Origin of the sequence: Dehalobacter sp. 12DCB1, assembly GCF_004343605.1 — a bacterium.
Lineage (GTDB): Bacteria > Bacillota > Desulfitobacteriia > Desulfitobacteriales > Syntrophobotulaceae > Dehalobacter.
In genome coordinates this window covers 238,234-256,416 of the sequence record NZ_POSF01000015.1, presented here as the reverse complement: position 1 = coordinate 256,416, position 18,183 = coordinate 238,234, and the positions used below count along the sequence as shown (strand labels likewise).

Sequence of the window (18,183 nt, the reverse complement as noted above, 5' to 3'; positions counted from 1 at the left end):
CCGCCCTTTATTTGTCTTAAAACATAACTGGGAGGCGAGTATGGGACAGACCAAGCTGCGTTGGATTTTTGGCATCTTGTTGGCTATAGCAGGTTTCCTTCTGTTTATGAAGGTTAAAAAGATTGCTTTTTCTTTTGCAGCAGGCGCCGTTATAGCCTATCTTTTAAGTCCCATGGTCAATTGGCTCGAAAAAAAAGGCCTGCGCCGACGGTGGGCAATTGCCTTGATTTTCCTTTGGATTGTGGTTTTGCTTGCTGTGCTGTTTTTGTTACTGCTGCCCACGTTTTACCTGGAGCTTGGAAGACTGTCCGTTGTACTGCCAGAGAGACTGGAAGTCATTTACCATTATGTACAAACTGGGAAAAGTGTCTACCCGCAAAATATCCTGCCTGAAGAGCTCAGCAGATTAATGGATAAAAAACTGATTCAGGGGCAATCCTATCTGACCGGCTGGCTGGAAAAGGTCATGGAAAATATTCCGGCTTTGCTTTCTTCCATCGGATTAATCGTTCTTTCCCCAATTCTGGCCATCTATTTTTTGGCGGACTGGAGAAAAATCGCGGACGGGGTTTTAATGCTTGTTCCTGGCAGGATGAGGGAGCAGTGGCACAAGGTATTACAGGAAATCGATTATGTGATCAAACGGTATATCCAGGGCAATATGATTGATGCGGTCATCGTCGGCCTTCTGATCGGCATAGGGATTAAGCTCATCGGTATGGAATATGCGCTGATTATCGGGATCATTTGCGGAATTACCAATCTGATCCCGTATTTTGGTCCGATCTTAGGCGGCATACCGTCAATTTTACTGGGCTTAAGCAGATCCCCTCTGATGGCTGTAAAAGTCGCCCTGGTCATCTTCATTGTCCAGCAGCTGGACAGCAATCTGATTAATCCGCGTCTGATGAGTAATAAAATCGGGCTTCATCCGCTCTGGGTCGTTTTTGCTCTTTTGGCCGGCGGGGAAATCGGCGGTTTGCTCGGAATGCTTTTTGCCGTTCCATTGACGGCAGTCCTGCGTATCATCATCAAAAATGTTTATTATTATCTGGTTGCACCGCGAGATCTGAAGTCAACGAAGAATTAAGTAGGTTTTGCGGTGGTCAGGTCTGTTGACAGGCAACTTCTCTTTTGGCTATACTTATTTTAGTGTATCAGAAAGTGTAAGTACTTTCTGAACCATCTATGTGCAACGAAGGCTGCCGCCAAAGGCTTGGCGTCAGCCACGTTTTCTTTCGTCTATCAGAAAGTATAAGGATTTTTGGATGATCTAAGTGCAGCTAGGGCAGTCCTTTCCAAAGAGGCTTGCGCCGGGCTAAGTTTTCTAAGTCTTAGCTAGATTTGCCGTTGCTGTTTTGAGATAAATATAAGCTCTTAGGAGCCTTCCATATAAGGAGGAAGTAGATGTATACCGGAAATCAACTGCGTGAAATGTTTCTGAAGTATTTTGAGGGAAAAGGACATGTTATTCAGCCCAGCGCCTCCCTAATCCCGAAAGATGATCCTACTTTACTTTTAACGGTAGCCGGAATGGTTCCGTTTAAGCCATATTTTTTAAGGCAAGTGGAGCCTCCGTTTTCGAGAGCGACCACCGCTCAAAAATGTGTCCGAACCCCTGACCTGGAGAGTGTCGGCAAAACGGCCAGACACCATACATTTTTTGAGATGCTCGGTAATTTTTCTTTCGGTGACTATTTTAAAGAGGAAGTCATTCCATGGGCCTGGGAATATATTACCGGCGTACTGCAAATTCCCGTCGAAAAGCTCTGGGTAACCATCTATCCGGAAGACGAAGAGGCCAGAAATATCTGGACAAAGGCAGGTGTAAGTCCGGATCGGATCGTCGCCGATCCCGAGAATTTCTGGGCTGCCGGACCGGTCGGACCTTGCGGGCCTTGTTCGGAAATCTACGTAGATCTTGGAGAAAGCCGGGGTTGTGGCAAAGATGATTGTGCAATCGGCTGCGACTGTGACCGTTTCCTGGAGGTTTGGAACCTGGTCTTTATGCAGTACATAAGAGATGAAGCCGGTACACTGACTCCTCTGCCGAAGCGAAATATTGATACCGGGATGGGGCTGGAAAGAATCGCATCGGTGATTCAGGGCGTTGAATCCAACTTTGATACGGATTTATTTATACCGCTCATCAATAAAACGGCAGAAATTGCTGGCGTGCAATATAAACAAGATCCGAAGACGGACGTTGCATTGAAGGTCGTTGCCGACCATGCCCGAGCAGTATCTTTTATGCTGGCGGACGGAATTCGGCCGAGCAGCGACGGCCGTGGCTATGTTTTACGGCGGATTTTACGCAGGGGCATTCGTTTTGCCCGGCTTTTAGGAATTGAAAAGCCGTTTTTAGAACAAATATTCCGTGTTATCCAGGAACATTATGCGCACTGGTATACGGAGCTCAAAGAGAATGAAAATTTTATCCTAAACCATTTGCGGCTGGAAGAAAAGAATTTCCAGGCTACCCTTGAACAGGGCACGCTGATCCTTCAGGATAAGGTGAAAGTGCTTAAAGAATCAGGTCAGAAGGTCCTTAGCGGGGAAGACGCTTTTCATCTGTATGAGACCTATGGTTTCCCGGTAGAACTGACGGAAGAAATGCTGATGGAAGAGGGGATCTCCGTGAATATGGAGTCGTTCGACATAGCATCGGAAGAACACCGTCTGCTGGCGAAAGAACAATCCCGTCAGATGAAAGCTGTTGGGGAAAACAGCCTGCTCACAGAGAAAGCAAAAAGACTGGGGCCGACCCGTTTTCTCGGCTATGAGCAACTGGAAAGTGACAGCATCATTGAAGCGATGTTCAATGAAGAAGGCGAAGTGGATGGGGCCGGTGAAGGGGAGGAAGTCCTTTGTCTTTTGGATCAGACACCTTTTTATGCTGAGAGTGGCGGACAGGTTTCAGACGAAGGAATCATCCGGACCGGCAAGGCGTATGCTGAAGTGCTGGAATTACGGAAACTTCCGAGCGGCGCGGTTACGCACCGCCTGCTGATTAAAGACGGGGTGCTGAAAATAGGGGAAAAGATCCACGCCATCGTCAATAAGGAAAAACGCCAGGCCATAGCCGGACACCATAGTTCAACGCATCTTCTGCAGACGGCGCTACGTAAGATCTTGGGGGATCACGTCCAGCAGGCAGGTTCCCTTGTTACGAGTGAACGCCTGCGGTTTGATTTTTCGCATTTTTCACCGCTTACGGCTGAGCAAATTACCGAAGTAGAAAACGAAGTGAACCGGCAAATCATGGCCGGTCTTACGGTGCAGGCCGAAGAAATGGGTATGAACCAAGCCCGTGAAAAAGGCGCGATTGCGTTGTTTGGCGAAAAATACGGAGAAATTGTGCGTTTGGTGGAAATGGGAGATTACAGCAGAGAGCTCTGCGGTGGAACCCATGTCAAAAATACAGGAGAAATCGGTTTGTTCAAAATCATTTCCGAGAGTGGTATTGGCGCAGGCTTAAGAAGAATTGAAGCTGTGGCAGGTATGGGATCGTTGGCATACTTAAGAGAAATAGAGAGCCAGCTCGCTGAGATCAGTACGGTACTGAAAGTTCAGCCGAAGGAAAGCGTGAAAAAAGTTTACCTTATGGCCGCTCAGATCAGAGAATTCGAAAAAGAAATCCAGCAGCTCAATGCCAAGCTGTCTAAATATGAAGCGGACAGCATTCTGAGCAAGGTTCAGGATATTCACGGCGTGAAAATACTTGCTTCCAGGGTTCAGGCTCCGGATATGGAGACACTCAGGCAAACAGCGGACATGCTCCGGGACAAGCTGAAAGAAGGCGTTATTGTCCTTGGTGCTGTTGCCGACGAAAAGGTAAATCTGGTAACTGTGGTTCATCCGTCAGGGTTAAATGGACTTCATGCCGGCAAGATTATTAAGGAAGTGGCATCGATTACAGGCGGCGGAGGAGGCGGTCGTCCCGACATGGCCCAGGCCGGCGGCAAGGATCCTTCCAAGCTTGGCGAGGCGCTGGATAAAGTACCTTCCATAATTCGTCATTTTTTGGGGCATAATAGTTAAAGATTACTAAAAAAGTGAAAATATTTTTAACAAACTGACAGGTAATCTTTGGATCGATGCAGAATAATGTATAACATACTGGTGAAAGAAAGGAGGTATAAACCTTGAGTAAGATGGAAGAAACCATGATGTTCAAATCCCATCCAGGTGACAATTCACCGCGGGAAATATTGCAACAGGTTTATGCTGCACTGCAGGAGAAAGGATATGATCCGATCAATCAGTTGGTGGGCTACTTGATGTCCGGAGATCCTGTCTATATTACCAGTCATAATCAGGCCAGAACCAAAATCCGCAAGCTGGAACGTTATGAATTGCTGGAGGAACTGGTAAAATTCTATTTGCGTGATTTATAAAAAAGATTTTCTTACGTTTTAATTTTTTGAATCTAACACGAATGGTTCTTGTTTTTGCGTTGCGTTTGATTAGCTGCCCTCACAGTACGTGGGGGTTTCGTTTTGGAGGATGGACATTTGCTGAAGGTCAAATTAGGGCTAAAGGGCCCGACGGTATCGAAAATATGTTTTGGCAGCCTCGCGATTTCTTCGCTTCAGGGCAGGGTGAGCGAAGAGCAGGGAAGAGAGATCCTTCAATATGCGCTTTCAAAGGGGATAGACTGGGTCGATACGGCAGAACTCTATGAAAACTATAGTCAGTTAAAACCTGTTCTGGCCAAGAATCCTGAGATGAAAGTTGTATCTAAATCTTATGCGGTGACGCATCAGGAGCTGGATGCGAGTCTAGAGAAAGCCAGAAAGGAACTGGGCAGGGATTCTATTGATATTTTTCTGCTTCATGAGCAGGAAAGCCATCTAACACTCAAAGGACATGCCGGGGCCTGGGAAGGACTGCTTGGGGCAAAGGCCAGGGGTCAGGTCGGGATGATCGGAATCTCGACACACGCGGTCCAAGGGGTGAGAGCAGGGGCTCTTCAGCCGGGTCTTGACGTGATTCACCCGCTCATTAATTACCAGGGCCTCGGCATTATCGACGGAAGTCTTGAGGAGATGCTGGAAGCTATTGCGTTTGCGGCTGAATTGGGTATTGGGATCTATGCGATGAAGGTTTTTGGTGGTGGACACTTGGCGGCTGAACCGGACAGAGCCGTGAATTTTATCCGGAGTATTCGCGGAATTCAGGCGATGGCTTTAGGTATGTCATCAATTCCGGAAGTAGATTATAACCTAGCACTGCTGAACGAGGAACCTATATCCGATGAATTGCGTCAAGCGGTTCTACATCGGGAGAAAAAACTGTACATTGCCGACTGGTGTCAGGGCTGTGGAAAATGCGTCGGCGGCTGCCCACAAAATGCGCTTTATCTAAACGACGGACAGGCTTGCCTGCAGCCGGAAAGATGTGTTTTGTGCGGATACTGCGGCAGATATTGCCCGCATTTCTGTTTGAAGATTATATGAAAAAAATTTAAATAATATTTTCCGTAAATCGGGATAATAATAGCGGAGAAAAATGTTAAGGTATATAATTAGGATAAGGGACGTACATCTGAAAGTAATCGAATAGTGATGCCAAAATGTACAGACAGGGGGACGCTGTTATGAAAAAGAAAGTTCAGGAGTATTGCATTGAGTGCGGCGAAATTACTGAATTCCTGTATGATGGCGAAGAATGGTTATGTAAGAATTGCGGAAGTCACAATTCGCAGGGTGTAATGAACGACTCTATTCCATTAAACAACGATGACGAGCAGGACCGGGCGTAGACCCTACGTGGTCAGGCAGTTGCTGAGGTGCATGAATGAGGATAATGGGGCTGGATCTTGGTGAAAAGACGATTGGCGTCGCGATGAGCGATCCGCTGGGTATTACTGCCCAGGGAGTGGAAGTCATAAGAAGAACCGGAAAAGAGAAAGACCGGGAAGAATTAGCCCGCCTGATCCGGGAGTACGAGGTGGATGAAATTGTCCTGGGATATCCGAAGAATATGAATGGGACACTCGGTGAAAGAGCGAAGCTGACGGAGGTTTTTGCCGAAGAGCTTCGTGAAGAATATTTACTGCCGGTGAAGTTGTGGGACGAACGGCTGAGCACCATCGGAGCCCAAAGGGCCTTGCTGGAGGCAGATCTGTCCAGAGCAAAGAGGAAAAAAGTCATTGATAAGATGGCGGCAGTATTCATTCTCCAGGGATATCTCAACAGCAAGTGAACGGAAATTGAGATATCATTTGACTTTCTTTTCCTGCCAAGGTAGAATTACAATATCTGATTTGAAGAGGTGATACATATGTCCGATGAAATTAATAAGCAAGATGATCTTGATGATGAAGAGGTTTTTGATGTCATTGTCTTAAATGATGACGAAGGAAATGAAAACGAATTCATGCATCTTGCCACCCTCGAAGTTGAAGGCAGTACGTATTTTGTGCTTCTTCCTGTTGAAGAAACAGAAGAAGACGAAGAAGAAGCCGAAGCCATTATTCTGAAGCTTGGCAAAGATGAAAACGGTGAAGACATGCTCATGGATATCGAAGACGATGAGGAATGGGAAAAAGTTGCCGATGCCTGGGAAGAAATGGAAGATGAATTTGACGAAGAATAAGCAGAAAATTTGTTCTTAGAAGTCATAAATGATTTAGAAGCTCACGCTGGAAAGCGTGAGTTTCTTATTGACGAAAAAAAAGGTATAATAGCACATAGCAGGTTTGTCATTCAATGGATCATTATTTTAGTCATCCAAATTCTTGGATTAGGAAAGAGAGAGGTAAAGTGAGGAGAAAACGCCGAAAGGCTCCTGTAAGAAAAAAAATCTATACGATTGGCATTATTTTGGTCGTGCTGCTTGTGCTGTTGGCCGGCGGAACATGGTGGTCAGGGAATTTAAAGCCGGTCTCCGATTCTTCCGATAAAGTTGCTTTTGTTCTGGAGCCTGGCATGAATGCCTCTGAAGTTGCGGCCAAGCTTGAAACTGACCATTTAATTCGCCAGGCAAGTGTGTTCCGCCAGTTATGCCGGATTAACAAAGCTGATTCCAAGCTGGTTGCAGGATTATACTATCTTTCACCTTCCATGAGCTCCAGGGAGATCCTGGATACGCTGATGAAAGGACCGGAACCGGAAGTTGTCCGGATTACGATTCCGGAAGGATATACGGTTGCCCAGATTGTCGATAAGCTCGTCGAGAATAGCTTGGGAACGAAGAATGAATTTTATGACGCTATGGAACGATTTGATCAGGATAATTACAGCTTTTTGGCAGATATCCCTTCGGGTGAAAACCGGCTGGAAGGCTTTCTGTTTCCCGACACGTATTTCTTTGATAAAAAGGCTACGCCCTCAGAAACCATTGAACGATTTTTGCAGCGTTTTAAACAGGAGCTGACAGCTGAGACCACGAACCGCCTGGCTGAACGGAATATGTCTGTTTTTGAGTGGCTCATCAAAGCTTCCCTCGTCGAGAAAGAAGCGAAGAAAGCAGAAGAAAGACCGTTGATTGCAGGTGTTTTTGAAAATCGTCTGAAAATTGACATGCCGCTGGAATCCTGCGCAACGATTCAGTATATCTTGGGGGAAGTCAAACCGGTGCTGACTATTGCGGATACCCAGATCGATTCTCCGTATAATACGTACCGGAATACCGGGCTGCCTCCCGGACCGATTGCGAACCCGGGTCATGCTTCTTTACAGGCCGCACTTTACCCGAAAGATACCGACTATTTCTTCTTTGTCGCCAAAAATGACGGGTCACATGCTTTTGCTGTTACCTATGAGGAACATTTAAAAAATGTAAGCATCTATCAATAAAAATTTTGATAAAACGTGATGATCAATTGTTTAAGTTTAAAAATAATGCAGGGAGTAACTGATGAAAAAACCGGAACTCCTGGCACCTGCCGGAGATTTTGAAAAGTTAAAGTTTGCCTATGCGTACGGGGCTGATGCAGTATACGCAGGGGGGGCTTCGTTTGGTTTGCGGGCTTATGCCGGGAATCTGAATGATGATGAACTTAAGTTGGGGGCCGAATATGCGCATAGACTTGGCCGGAAGATCTATATTGCCGTCAACATTTTTGCGCATGAGCAGGATTTCGCCGGACTTAAGGATTATCTGATCAGATTAACAGAGTTTGAAATTGACGGGATCATCGTCTCTGATCCCGGGATACTGTCCCTGGCCCGGAGGGAAACGCCGGATCTGTCCGTCCATTTGAGTACACAGGCCAATTGTACGAATGCAGCCGGTGCCAACTTCTGGTTTTCCCAGGGTGTGCGCAGAGCCGTACTTGCGAGGGAACTTACACTGGAAGAACTAAAAACCCTCTGTCCCCAAGCCCAAGGCGAATTAGAAATCTTTGTCCATGGCGCCATGTGTATGTCGTACTCGGGACGCTGCCTTCTGAGCAATTACCTTACCGGTCGTGATGCTAACCACGGAGAATGCACCCATCCCTGCCGCTGGGGCTACGCGCTGGTCGAAGAGAAAAGGCCCGGACAGTATTTTCCGCTGGAGGAAGATGTCAGGGGAAGCTATATATTTAACTCCCATGATCTTTGCCTTCTGCCCAACTTGCCTTTATTGAAAGATTTAAATCTGGCAAGCTATAAGATAGAAGGCAGAATGAAAAGCGCCTATTATGTAGCCAGCACGGTCAAAGTATATCGTGAAGCTTTGGACGTCTTGTGGGAACAAGGAGAAACAAAATTCAGGGAAAAGATTCCTTCCTGGCTTGCCGAAATGGACAAGGTGAGCCACCGTGACTATTCAACCGGATTCCTTTTTGGAAAGCCGGGGGCTGAAGCGCATAACATTGAAACTTCCAATTATATCCGCGAATACAGTTTTGTCGGAAGAGTGCTGGAACAAGAGGAATGCGCGGCAATCGGGAAGGGAAACGAATGCGGCTGTTGGATAGAGCAGCGTAATCATTTCCGGCTAGGCGATGAGCTTGAGGTGCTTGCTCCGGAAGGAGAACCGTGGACATTTAAAGTGAACGGCCTCTGGAGCTTGGATGGGGAGAAGACCGATGTGGCGAGGCATCCGCAGCAAAAACTGAAGATTGCGGCTCCCGCACCGTTGAAACCTTTCAGTATCCTGCGCAAAGTAGTTCCTGCCCGTTAGGTTCATGATCACAATATCAGGGCTGACAAGTACAACGTTCACAAATTCCCTGCCCAAATCATTCATGCAAGCTTGATTACCCTGGGAAGAACAACCTGAGATAACAACAAAGAATAAAAACATCGGGTAAGGACACGGGAGAAAGACCAAATGAAAAAAGACGGGAATATTGAAAATTTAAAAGTAAAATCAATTGATGAAGAATCCCATAGCAGCTGGGAAAGTTCTGATCTGCTGGTCAAAGCAAGGATCCCCCGTTCAGATATTCAGCTTTTGGCCAAATATGTCGAGGGACTTGGTCACCTGGGGGTGGTCACAACAACCGATAAAGCCAAAGGTGAAGTAATGATCCAAACGACCAGGTACTGCTGGCCGGAATTAGAAAAAATACTCTCGGCACTTCCTTTGCAAATGGAGATTTTATCCTAACTGGCATTTGAGATTCCTTGAATTAAAATTGGATATTCTGCCAGAATCTTGTTGTTCTGAGAAAAATCCTATACTATTATAGTGTTATGGGTGATACGAGAAGAGTAGGAGAGACTTTCCGCATGAAAAAACACTGGCTGGCTGTCATCGGTGAAAATGAATTGTCAATAGCCACAATTGCTGTCGGAAAATCTAAAGAAATTGAGATACATATGCAAGCATCATACAAGGAACCGGGCGGTAAAAATATTGGCTATGCCGTGCCGACCGGTTATGATGTTTCGGGGCTGAAGAACTGGCTTCAATACCAGCGGATACCGCTCCATAAACTAAAAATTGCCGTTTCGGGTCAAGGATTAATTACGACCATTATTACACTGCCGAATATGGCGGATCAGGAACTCGAAAAATTTATTGCCGGAGATATGGATGAATATCTTGAACGGTATACCGATCATTATATTGTGGATTATCGCATCCTGAAAAAATATCAGGAAAACGGGGTACCCATGTTAAAAGTCCTCCTGGCAGCTTTCCCGGCCGAAAAAATGAAGCAGGTTCAGTCATTCTGCCGGGATCTTGGGATTGAACCCAAGACGGTGGATCTTACTGCGGATTGCCTAGCCAGAATTTATTCTTTCTTGGCAGAAAGAATGCCTGCTCATGCTCCCCAGGGGAATACGGAACAAGGACAAAACAGCAACGATTTCGCGATTGTCTCCTTAAATCCGGGGCTGATTGAGTTTGTACTGCTGGAAAATGGCAGCTTCTTTTTGTATACCGATTTAAAAGTTAATACGGACGAGAAAACCGTTAAGGCAGAAGAAACTCTCAATACGGATGAAAGAAATCAAAATGCGAGTAGAACAGGCAATACCGAAAAACATGTTTTTCCCGAAGACTTGCCACAATCAACAGGCCAGGAACCTTCTGATCTGTTAGATGAATTAATTGGGTTGGAGACCAAAGATAACGATTATCCGCAGCTCGATTTTTATAGGGTCCAAAACCTGCGGAATCATCAAGAAACATTATCTCTGGAGGAATTAGAAGCTGCGGAATTCTATTATTCCCAGCTGGAATCCGTCAAATCGGTCAAAGAAAAAGATGAGTTTGTCCTGGAAGATCTATTTGTGCCTTACGAATTATTGGAAGAGGAATTACCTATCTCGTCCACATATCAGGATTTAGAAAAAGAGATGGCCGCTAAAGCTGATAAAAAAGCTGACCTTAGTATGTACAGTTCGCCGAAGGAACTTTCCGATATTTCCGGTAAATTAGATTTAAGCCCGATCATATCCGCATTATCCAAGCTATTGAACTTCTATTCCGACCGCCATGCCGGAAATTCGGTAGGGACAATCTATCTGACCGGGGAGTACAGCCTCTGGCCGGGACTGGAAGAATATTTCCGAAAAAGTTTGCGGATCAACACTGAAACGGGTTTTCCAAATAACTGGATGCCGCTGTTTAAGGCGGACGGAGATACAAGCCTAGCGGAAAACTGGCAGAAGTATGGCAGTCTGTATGGGCTCGCCTTACGTGAAGATATCCACTAACTGGAGGGGCAAATGAACGAAAGAACACAGTTTAATTTTGCGCTGCGCTGGGAAATTGAATCCGGCAGCGGAAAACAGCCTGTTCGAAAAAAGCTTAGCGTCGTTGTTATCATCATCGCCGTTGTTTTTGCTGTGATCATTCTAGCCTCCCCGTGGGTTTGGCAGCAAAAACTGGCCTTGGATTCAGACAGGATTGAAGCCGGCATTCAGTCCTACAATGAAGTTGCTGCTTTCATGGCAGAAAACGACAGGCTCCGTTCCCTGATCACTGATCAGCGTAGCTTTCTGGAGCTTGGGGCTAGGGGATCAATCGGCAATCCGGCAGTTATAAGGAGTCAAATAGGCGGACTTCTGCCGGGAGACGCGCAGGTCACTTCTTTTTTGCTTCAGGTGGATAATAGGGTCCAATTGCAGCTGATCCTGCCTAAATCAGTAAATATCCGCAGTTTAGAAAATATTTTCATTGGTTCCGGTAGGTTTGAAAGTTTTGATATCCAAACGATTTCATTGAATGACAGGGGACAGACGTTAAATCTCGCTCTGAAACTGAAACCGTAGGAGAAATAGAAACGATGCGTATGAAGAAAAATGGCATTTTAATAACAGGCCTGATCATTCTGTTCGGAATAGGTTATCTCTATCTGCTGGCTGGTCAGTGTGGAGTGCTGCAGGAGAATTCAGATCAACTCCGCGAACGCGAGGCTTATCTGGTAACGTTGCAGAACAATTACATCAATTTGTCCGGGCTGAAACAGGAACAGACGGATTTAACAGCTCAAGCTGCTGAACTGGATCTGACCGTTCCGAAAAACCTGGTCAAACCGGATATGATGGTCTTTATTTTCAATCTGGCCAAAGACAGCGGGATCAATTCTCAGAATCTGACTTTTGAAGAGATGAAAGATGAAGGCAGTTATTCTTCTCTGGCTATGAATTTCTCCTGTACGGGGCCAACCGCCAAAATCTATGCTTTTGTGGAACGGCTTCGCAAGGTAAGTCAGTATAATCTGGCGCTGGACAGCATCCAGGTAAATGAAGGCGAAGAGGATACGGCTGCAGCCAGGATTAGGATCATTGCTTACGGATACAAAGAATAAACGATTATTTGGAGCCATTAGAGAATTTATAGAGTTCGGCAAATGCGGGCTCGAAGAGCCCGCAAATACTGTATAATTTAGATATGCTACTAAATAAATCATACGCTAAAAAGTATACCGAATATCGCGACGGGTATCAATTAGTTTTGCTGTGTATTGGATATAACGTCAACAAGCTTCATGCGAAGATACAAAATGAACGCATCGGAAAGCTACTTCATCAGCTAAAAATGGCCTGGAATTGATGGAAAAAAACACGTTAATCCCCAAAGAATATCTCTTACAAAGACCTAAGATTAGACATTGCAAAGCCCTACCTTCAAGGCTTTATTCGTTATACCTCCCAGAGGTAGTTGCTCAATCCATATACCTGAGTTGGCCTTTAATATTCCGATAGAAGAAGGCGGTGCCGCCGAACTTATCGTTTTGCGACACCGCCTTCCTTTGTTACAGAGGCAAGTGCAGTCTTTCTGATTTGTTTAAATGAAAAATTTCCGAGTCAGGATAAGCAGTATTCTTCTGCTTTACGCATAGTTATTAAAAGAGCATGCGTAAGGAGTTGAAGGGTTAATGATTGCTGAAGCTTTTCTTGTCGGGCTTGCCTTATCGGTGATTAAGGGCGTTACCCTGCTGGTATCGTATATTAATAATAATGCGTTCCCCCAGCCGTTAGGAGAAAGGGAGGAAGCTGAATATCTGAGTATCCTGGCGGACTACAAAAATGCCGAGAATTTTTCCAATGAACTTGTCGCAGAAAACGCGCGAAATAAACTGATTGAGCATAATCTGAGGCTGGTCGCGCATCTTGTAAAAAAATATGACGGAACCGGAGCGGACAGTGACGATCTAATTTCGATCGGGACCATCGGTTTAATTAAGGGCATCAATACGTTTAACACGGAAAAGGGAACCAGACTCGCCACCTATGCGGCACGCTGCATCGAAAATGAGATTTTGATGTATTTGCGCTCCCTAAAAAAATCCCGCGGGGAAGTGTCCATTTATGACCCAATTGGTACGGATAAAGAAGGAAACGCGATTAATCTTATTGATGTCCTGGGTACAGATCCGGATGCAATTTCGGATCAGGTGGAAAGTCAATTTGAACAAAGGGTGGTCCTGGAAAAACTCAAATGTTTGACAGGAAGGGAACAAACGGTAATTAAACTTCGTTTCGGCCTGATGAACACACCCAAAAAGACGCAGAGAGAGATAGGTAAACTGCTGGGAATCTCCAGGTCTTACGTCTCACGGATAGAGAAAAAAGCGGTGGAGAAACTGATGGAGGAAATGAAGGACCACCGGGTGAAATAGTACGAAACTGGTACAACTTGCCTCAAACTTGCCAGAAACAGGTTGCTCTTAGATATTGAGCTGATATATAATTATTTGGTAATAATAATTGGAAAGCAGAGGAACCGGTATGCGCGGAATCTTACGACCGGATTTTCAATATGAGATGCTGCAGGATATCCAGGCAGAGGATCTGCAGGCAAATGGCATCAAGGGTTTGATCCTGGATCTGGATAACACCATAACGCCGTGGAATGACAGAACTTTAACCGAAGACGTGATCGCCTGGTTTAAAAAAATGAATGACGCAGGAATTAAATCCTGCATCGTTTCCAATAACAGAGGACCCGAAAGGGTTTCTGCTGTTGCTGATGTGCTGGAAATACTTTATGTTTACAAGGCCAAGAAACCACATAAAAAAGCTTTTCTGAGAGGGATTCGGGTCCTGGATATTCCGGAGTCCGAGGTCGCAGTGATTGGGGACCAGCTGTTTACGGATGTTTTTGGCGGCAACAAGCTCGGACTTAAGACCATATTAGTTTCACCGATTGCTCAAAAGGAATTCCCGGGTACGAAAGTCCTGCGTTTTATGGAACGGCTGGCAGGCAGAAAAGCCAAGTATATCCGCACGATAAGATCTTAAGAGGGCTTAAGACTTTGTTTTCAGATTATCCATTTTTAAATGTCTATTAAAGGGACGAGATACGCATGAAGTATGCAATCATCGGCTATCCTGTGGAACATTCCCTGTCTCCGAAAATGCACGAGGCGGGATTTAAGGCTGCCGGTTTGCCTGCAACCTACGACAGGATCACAGTTCAGCCGATTCAACTGGCTGAAAGTATCGGATATCTCAAAAATAACCACTATGACGGCTGGAACGTCACGTATCCGTTGAAGGAAAAAATTATTCCTTATATGGATGTCCTTACTCCTGAGGCACAGCGTATTGGCGCCGTCAACACAGTGAAAGTCCAGAACGGAAGACTCTATGGACATAACACAGACGGCGGTGGCTTTATTCAGGCGTTGCTCAGTAAGGGTTTTATTTTTGAGGGTAAAGAAGTTGTCATATTAGGGGCTGGAGGGGCTGCCAAAGCCATTGCGGCAGCCCTGGCGTCCTTACAGGTAAAAATGCTTATTCTGAACAGAAGTGAGGAAAAAGCTGGGACACTTGCCGGACAAGTAAACAGACTCGGTGGAAACGCAGCCTCGGGTAATTTTGCTCGCGGGTGCTGGCTGGAGGTTGTGGATTTGCTGATTCAAACAACCTCGATTGGCATGAAAGATGAAGCGTATACGATTGATCTTCAAGGCCTTAATCCTTCGGCTTGGGCCGTTGACCTGATTTACCATCCGGCCGTTACAGATTTCATGGCACAGGCCGCTGCCTGCGGCTGCCGGTCCATGAATGGTTTGGATATGCTGCTGTTTCAGGGGATCCTTGCCTGGGAATTCTGGCTGGAGCAGAAGGCTCCGCTGGACATTATGCGGAAAGCTTTGCAGGAGAAATTGGAAGGTAACAAAGGATAGAAATGCAGGGGATAGGAATGGTAGCAAAGCGAAGAAACGGGTACTCATTGATTGAGATCCTGCTTGTGCTTGCGCTGTTATCGGGTGCGGCCTTTACTTTCCTTGTGCATATTCCGCTGCAAATGGAGGAACGGAGACTGGACCTTTCAGCGGCAGTTCTGCTTCAGGACTTACGGGAAGTTCAGCAGACAGCTTTGGCTGAGAATGTTTGGTATAAAATTAAATTTTCTGTTTATACCGGGGAATATAAGATCTTCAAACAGGGAGAATTTATCCGCAAAGTCAGCCTGCAGAATGGCGTGCGCTTTGCCAATAGTCCTTCTGATCTTACTTTTCGCCCGACAGGGACGCCTGACACCGGTCTGACGGTCATGCTGGCGTCAGGGGATTTAGAAAAAAATGTGATTGTTGCGCCTGTGATGGGCAGGATAAGGATGGAATAGAGAGGTGAAATTTCATGTCCGATAGCCTGAATTCGATACCCCAAAATATTGTACTTATCGGCTTTATGGCTGCTGGAAAAAGCAGTGTCGGCAAGCTTCTGGCCAGGGAACTCCGCTGGGGATTTCTGGATACGGACAGTGAGATCGAAAAAGTGACAGGGTTGAAAATCCCGGAAATTTTTCAAAAATACGGTGAAGCAATGTTCCGGTCGGAAGAAAATCTGCTGGTTCATAAGATTTCCGGATTTACCGATACAGTGATTGCCACCGGAGGAGGAACGGTTTTGAATCCGGAAAACTGGAATATTCTCTGCGGACTTGGGAAATTGGTTTACCTATATGCTCCATTGGAGACTGCTTTGCAGAGAGCAAGAAAACATCATGATCGGCCGCTTCTTTCCAGCAGCGAGCCGGAACAAATAGAAAAGCTCTGGAGAGACCGGGAAGTGATTTACAGAAAGGCGTCTATAACGGTTGACACATCGGATAAAGATGTTCAAACAGTTGCGGCGGAGATCCTCGAACTGTTGAAAGGAGAACACATTACAGCATGATACAGAGAATAGATGTCAGCGGAGGCCACGGTTATCCGCTGTTACTGGGAGCCGCTTTGGACGAGCTTGGCGGTCATTTGAAAACAACATATGGCACGAGCGGGCATTATCTTCTTATCTCGAATGATGTTGTGGCCGGATACTATGCAGATAAACTTTTGGACGGAATGAAGGACTTAAAGACCGATTTGATGATTGTTCCTGACGGTGAACAGGAGAAATCACTTGACAGGATCAGTAAATTGACGGAACAGGCGCTGCAGTTCAAAGCGGACAGAGACACTGTGGTGCTGGCCCTCGGCGGAGGGGTAATCGGGGATTTGTCTGGATTTTTTGCAAGTATTTTTATGCGTGGAATGCGTTACATCCACATTCCGACCACCTTGCTGTCCCAGATTGATTCGAGCATCGGCGGCAAGGTGGCGGTGAACCATCCTTCCGGTAAAAACCTCCTGGGATCTTTTTATGCCCCTCAGGCTGTCTGGACAGATTTTGGAACCTTGCAGACGCTTCCGTGGGAAGAGATGCGGAACGGGCTTGCCGAAACCATTAAACACGCGCTTGTTGCTGATCCGGATTTGTTTGAATTCATCGAAGAACATGCCGAAGCCATCAAAGGATTGGACTACAAGGTCATCAAGGAAATGTCCCTGCGGTCTCTGGCTGTCAAAGTCAAGATTGTCACTGAGGATGAGAAAGAAAAAGGAAACAGGATGCTTCTGAACCTCGGACACAGTTTTGGGCATGCCCTGGAGACAGAGGAGGCCTATCAGGGTGTTATGCATGGCGAAGGTGTCAGTATTGGGATTGCCGCTGCAGCGAATCTGTCCAGAGAAAGAGGTTTGCTCAACGATAAACAGCTGGACAGAATCCTGAATCTTTTACTAAAAATGGACCTGCCGATAACCGCCAAGGATCACGATCCGTCACTACTGCTCGGGCACATGTCTGCGGATAAGAAGAACAAAGCCGGTAATAAGGTGCTTGTTCTGCCTGTCGGCATTGGGAAATCAGCCGTTGCAGCAGATTGCAGCGATGGAGAAATCCTCAGGGCCTGGGAAAAGGTTATCATTTAGATTTAGATCATCTGGATTCAGATCAATCGAAAGAATAAAACGCAGCGTTGAACAAGGAATATTCGTCAAAGACACCGGGCCGAGACTCGAGTAATACACATTGATTCCATAAGATACCAAAAAATAAAAGGAAATAGTAGGTTAATGTAGAAAATATGTAATTAATTTACATATTTTTTTTTATTGGGAAAAGAAAGGAACAGGTATGTCTAAAGCTTGCAAAAATGGTTTTACTTTATGGGAAGTATTATTGGTTGTTGCTTTGTTGGGTATCCTGGCCTGTATGATTTTGCCAAGTTACAGCGGCAGTATCAACAGTACGGAATCGGAAGTACACAAAGTCAATGTGCTTAAAATAGAAAACGCCGTGAAGCTATACCGTCTTGACACGGGCAGCCGTCCGGAAAGTCTGGATGACCTGATTACCTGCCCCTCAGCCGATCTAAACTGGCAGGGACCCTATCTTGAGAAAATACCGGTTTGCCCGCTTGATCCAAATAAACATTATATGCTGGATGATGATGGCAAAGCGGTGATCCTTTAATTGTTGTAGGATTTACGAATCCATCTTCTTAGGGAGGCGCAGAAATGGACGATAAGAAAAAAGGTTTTGTTTTGCTTGACGTTTTAACGGGGCTCTTTATTTTTAGTTTGGGATTTGCAGTCATGCTGGCATTGATCAACACGGCTTATATCAAGAACAGCCATACGGATCATACCCTGCAGGCAGTCAATTTTGCCAGCTCGACAGTGGAGGAAATCACGGCGGTCCTGTTAGATGATCCTTCTGCCGTTGATCGTTATCTGAATGGGGTTGCGCAGGATGAATCCGGCCGGTTTTCCAGAACCGTCTGTTGTGAATGGGATTCTCCGAATCTGCTTAAAATCTCTGTAAAAATCAGTTGGACTGAGTTGAAAGAGCAAAAAGAGTACAACCTGACCTATCTGCATTATATTGCAGAATAACAATTAATTTGGGAAAATAAGTAAATTACTTATATTACAGGCAGGAAATTAAAAAAATATGTAGAAATATAGTAATAAAGTTAAATAATGGTAATAACAGATTAGAATTTGACTAA

General features: G+C 45.6%; 21 protein-coding genes. All 21 read left to right on the top strand.

Annotated features, from left to right (window positions below; genetic code table 11):
* The first annotated feature begins 40 nt into the window (after window positions 1-40).
* Window positions 41-1,090 carry an AI-2E family transporter gene (locus C1I38_RS10065; protein ID WP_119774830.1) on the top strand — a complete coding sequence of 350 codons (1,050 nt, stop codon included), beginning with the start codon at window positions 41-43 and terminating at the stop codon, window positions 1,088-1,090.
* Between the two features lie 317 nt (window positions 1,091-1,407).
* Window positions 1,408-4,041, top strand: coding sequence for an alanine--tRNA ligase (alaS, locus tag C1I38_RS10060; RefSeq protein WP_119774831.1), 2,634 nt, complete (start codon window positions 1,408-1,410; stop codon window positions 4,039-4,041).
* A 104-nt stretch (window positions 4,042-4,145) separates the two neighbouring features.
* Window positions 4,146-4,397 carry an IreB family regulatory phosphoprotein gene (locus tag C1I38_RS10055; protein WP_015042474.1) on the top strand — a complete coding sequence of 84 codons (252 nt, stop codon included), beginning with the start codon at window positions 4,146-4,148 and terminating at the stop codon, window positions 4,395-4,397.
* Between the two features lie 102 nt (window positions 4,398-4,499).
* Window positions 4,500-5,459, top strand: a complete 960-nt coding sequence (locus tag C1I38_RS10050; protein WP_119774832.1) for an aldo/keto reductase — start codon at window positions 4,500-4,502, stop codon at window positions 5,457-5,459.
* 140 nt (window positions 5,460-5,599) lie between these two features.
* Window positions 5,600-5,764 carry a hypothetical protein gene (locus C1I38_RS14040; protein WP_015042477.1) on the top strand — a complete coding sequence of 55 codons (165 nt, stop codon included), beginning with the start codon at window positions 5,600-5,602 and terminating at the stop codon, window positions 5,762-5,764.
* 35 nt (window positions 5,765-5,799) lie between these two features.
* Complete coding sequence (gene ruvX, locus C1I38_RS10045) at window positions 5,800-6,207, top strand: Holliday junction resolvase RuvX (protein WP_020491682.1); 408 nt, start codon at window positions 5,800-5,802, stop codon at window positions 6,205-6,207.
* Between the two features lie 78 nt (window positions 6,208-6,285).
* The gene (locus tag C1I38_RS10040; RefSeq protein ID WP_015042479.1) at window positions 6,286-6,600 is read left to right on the top strand and encodes a DUF1292 domain-containing protein; all 315 of its coding nucleotides are present in this window, start codon (window positions 6,286-6,288) and stop codon (window positions 6,598-6,600) included.
* A 167-nt stretch (window positions 6,601-6,767) separates the two neighbouring features.
* Complete coding sequence (mltG, locus tag C1I38_RS10035; protein WP_119774833.1) at window positions 6,768-7,802, top strand: endolytic transglycosylase MltG; 1,035 nt, start codon at window positions 6,768-6,770, stop codon at window positions 7,800-7,802.
* 61 nt (window positions 7,803-7,863) lie between these two features.
* The gene (locus C1I38_RS10030; protein ID WP_119774834.1) at window positions 7,864-9,117 is read left to right on the top strand and encodes a U32 family peptidase; all 1,254 of its coding nucleotides are present in this window, start codon (window positions 7,864-7,866) and stop codon (window positions 9,115-9,117) included.
* A gap of 150 nt (window positions 9,118-9,267) precedes the next feature.
* Window positions 9,268-9,546 carry a DUF4911 domain-containing protein gene (locus tag C1I38_RS10025; RefSeq protein ID WP_119774835.1) on the top strand — a complete coding sequence of 93 codons (279 nt, stop codon included), beginning with the start codon at window positions 9,268-9,270 and terminating at the stop codon, window positions 9,544-9,546.
* Between the two features lie 122 nt (window positions 9,547-9,668).
* A complete protein-coding gene (gene pilM, locus C1I38_RS10020) occupies window positions 9,669-11,105 on the top strand; it encodes a pilus assembly protein PilM (RefSeq protein ID WP_119774836.1) in 1,437 nt (478 codons plus the stop codon).
* Window positions 11,106-11,117: 12 nt separating this feature from the next.
* Window positions 11,118-11,663: a hypothetical protein gene (locus C1I38_RS10015; RefSeq protein WP_119774837.1), complete on the top strand. Its 546-nt coding sequence runs from the start codon at window positions 11,118-11,120 to the stop codon at window positions 11,661-11,663.
* Between the two features lie 14 nt (window positions 11,664-11,677).
* Window positions 11,678-12,202, top strand: a complete 525-nt coding sequence (gene pilO / locus C1I38_RS10010; protein ID WP_119774838.1) for a type 4a pilus biogenesis protein PilO — start codon at window positions 11,678-11,680, stop codon at window positions 12,200-12,202.
* Between the two features lie 570 nt (window positions 12,203-12,772).
* Window positions 12,773-13,516, top strand: coding sequence for an RNA polymerase sporulation sigma factor SigK (sigK, locus tag C1I38_RS10005; protein ID WP_119774839.1), 744 nt, complete (start codon window positions 12,773-12,775; stop codon window positions 13,514-13,516).
* Between the two features lie 109 nt (window positions 13,517-13,625).
* Window positions 13,626-14,138: a YqeG family HAD IIIA-type phosphatase gene (locus C1I38_RS10000; RefSeq protein ID WP_020491674.1), complete on the top strand. Its 513-nt coding sequence runs from the start codon at window positions 13,626-13,628 to the stop codon at window positions 14,136-14,138.
* A gap of 65 nt (window positions 14,139-14,203) precedes the next feature.
* Complete coding sequence (aroE, locus tag C1I38_RS09995) at window positions 14,204-15,028, top strand: shikimate dehydrogenase (RefSeq protein ID WP_119774840.1); 825 nt, start codon at window positions 14,204-14,206, stop codon at window positions 15,026-15,028.
* Between the two features lie 17 nt (window positions 15,029-15,045).
* Complete coding sequence (locus tag C1I38_RS09990; RefSeq protein ID WP_243103646.1) at window positions 15,046-15,471, top strand: type II secretion system protein; 426 nt, start codon at window positions 15,046-15,048, stop codon at window positions 15,469-15,471.
* Window positions 15,472-15,485: 14 nt separating this feature from the next.
* Window positions 15,486-16,025, top strand: coding sequence for a shikimate kinase (locus C1I38_RS09985; RefSeq protein WP_119774842.1), 540 nt, complete (start codon window positions 15,486-15,488; stop codon window positions 16,023-16,025).
* Window positions 16,022-17,101 carry a 3-dehydroquinate synthase gene (gene aroB, locus C1I38_RS09980; protein WP_119774843.1) on the top strand — a complete coding sequence of 360 codons (1,080 nt, stop codon included), beginning with the start codon at window positions 16,022-16,024 and terminating at the stop codon, window positions 17,099-17,101. Before C1I38_RS09985 ends, aroB begins: the two co-directional genes overlap by 4 nt.
* A 205-nt stretch (window positions 17,102-17,306) precedes the next feature.
* Window positions 17,307-17,645: a type II secretion system protein GspG gene (locus C1I38_RS09975; RefSeq protein ID WP_119774844.1), complete on the top strand. Its 339-nt coding sequence runs from the start codon at window positions 17,307-17,309 to the stop codon at window positions 17,643-17,645.
* A gap of 44 nt (window positions 17,646-17,689) precedes the next feature.
* Entirely contained in the window at window positions 17,690-18,067 is a 378-nt protein-coding gene (locus C1I38_RS09970; RefSeq protein ID WP_119774845.1) for a hypothetical protein, read from the top strand.
* Window positions 18,068-18,183: the final 116 nt, after the last annotated feature.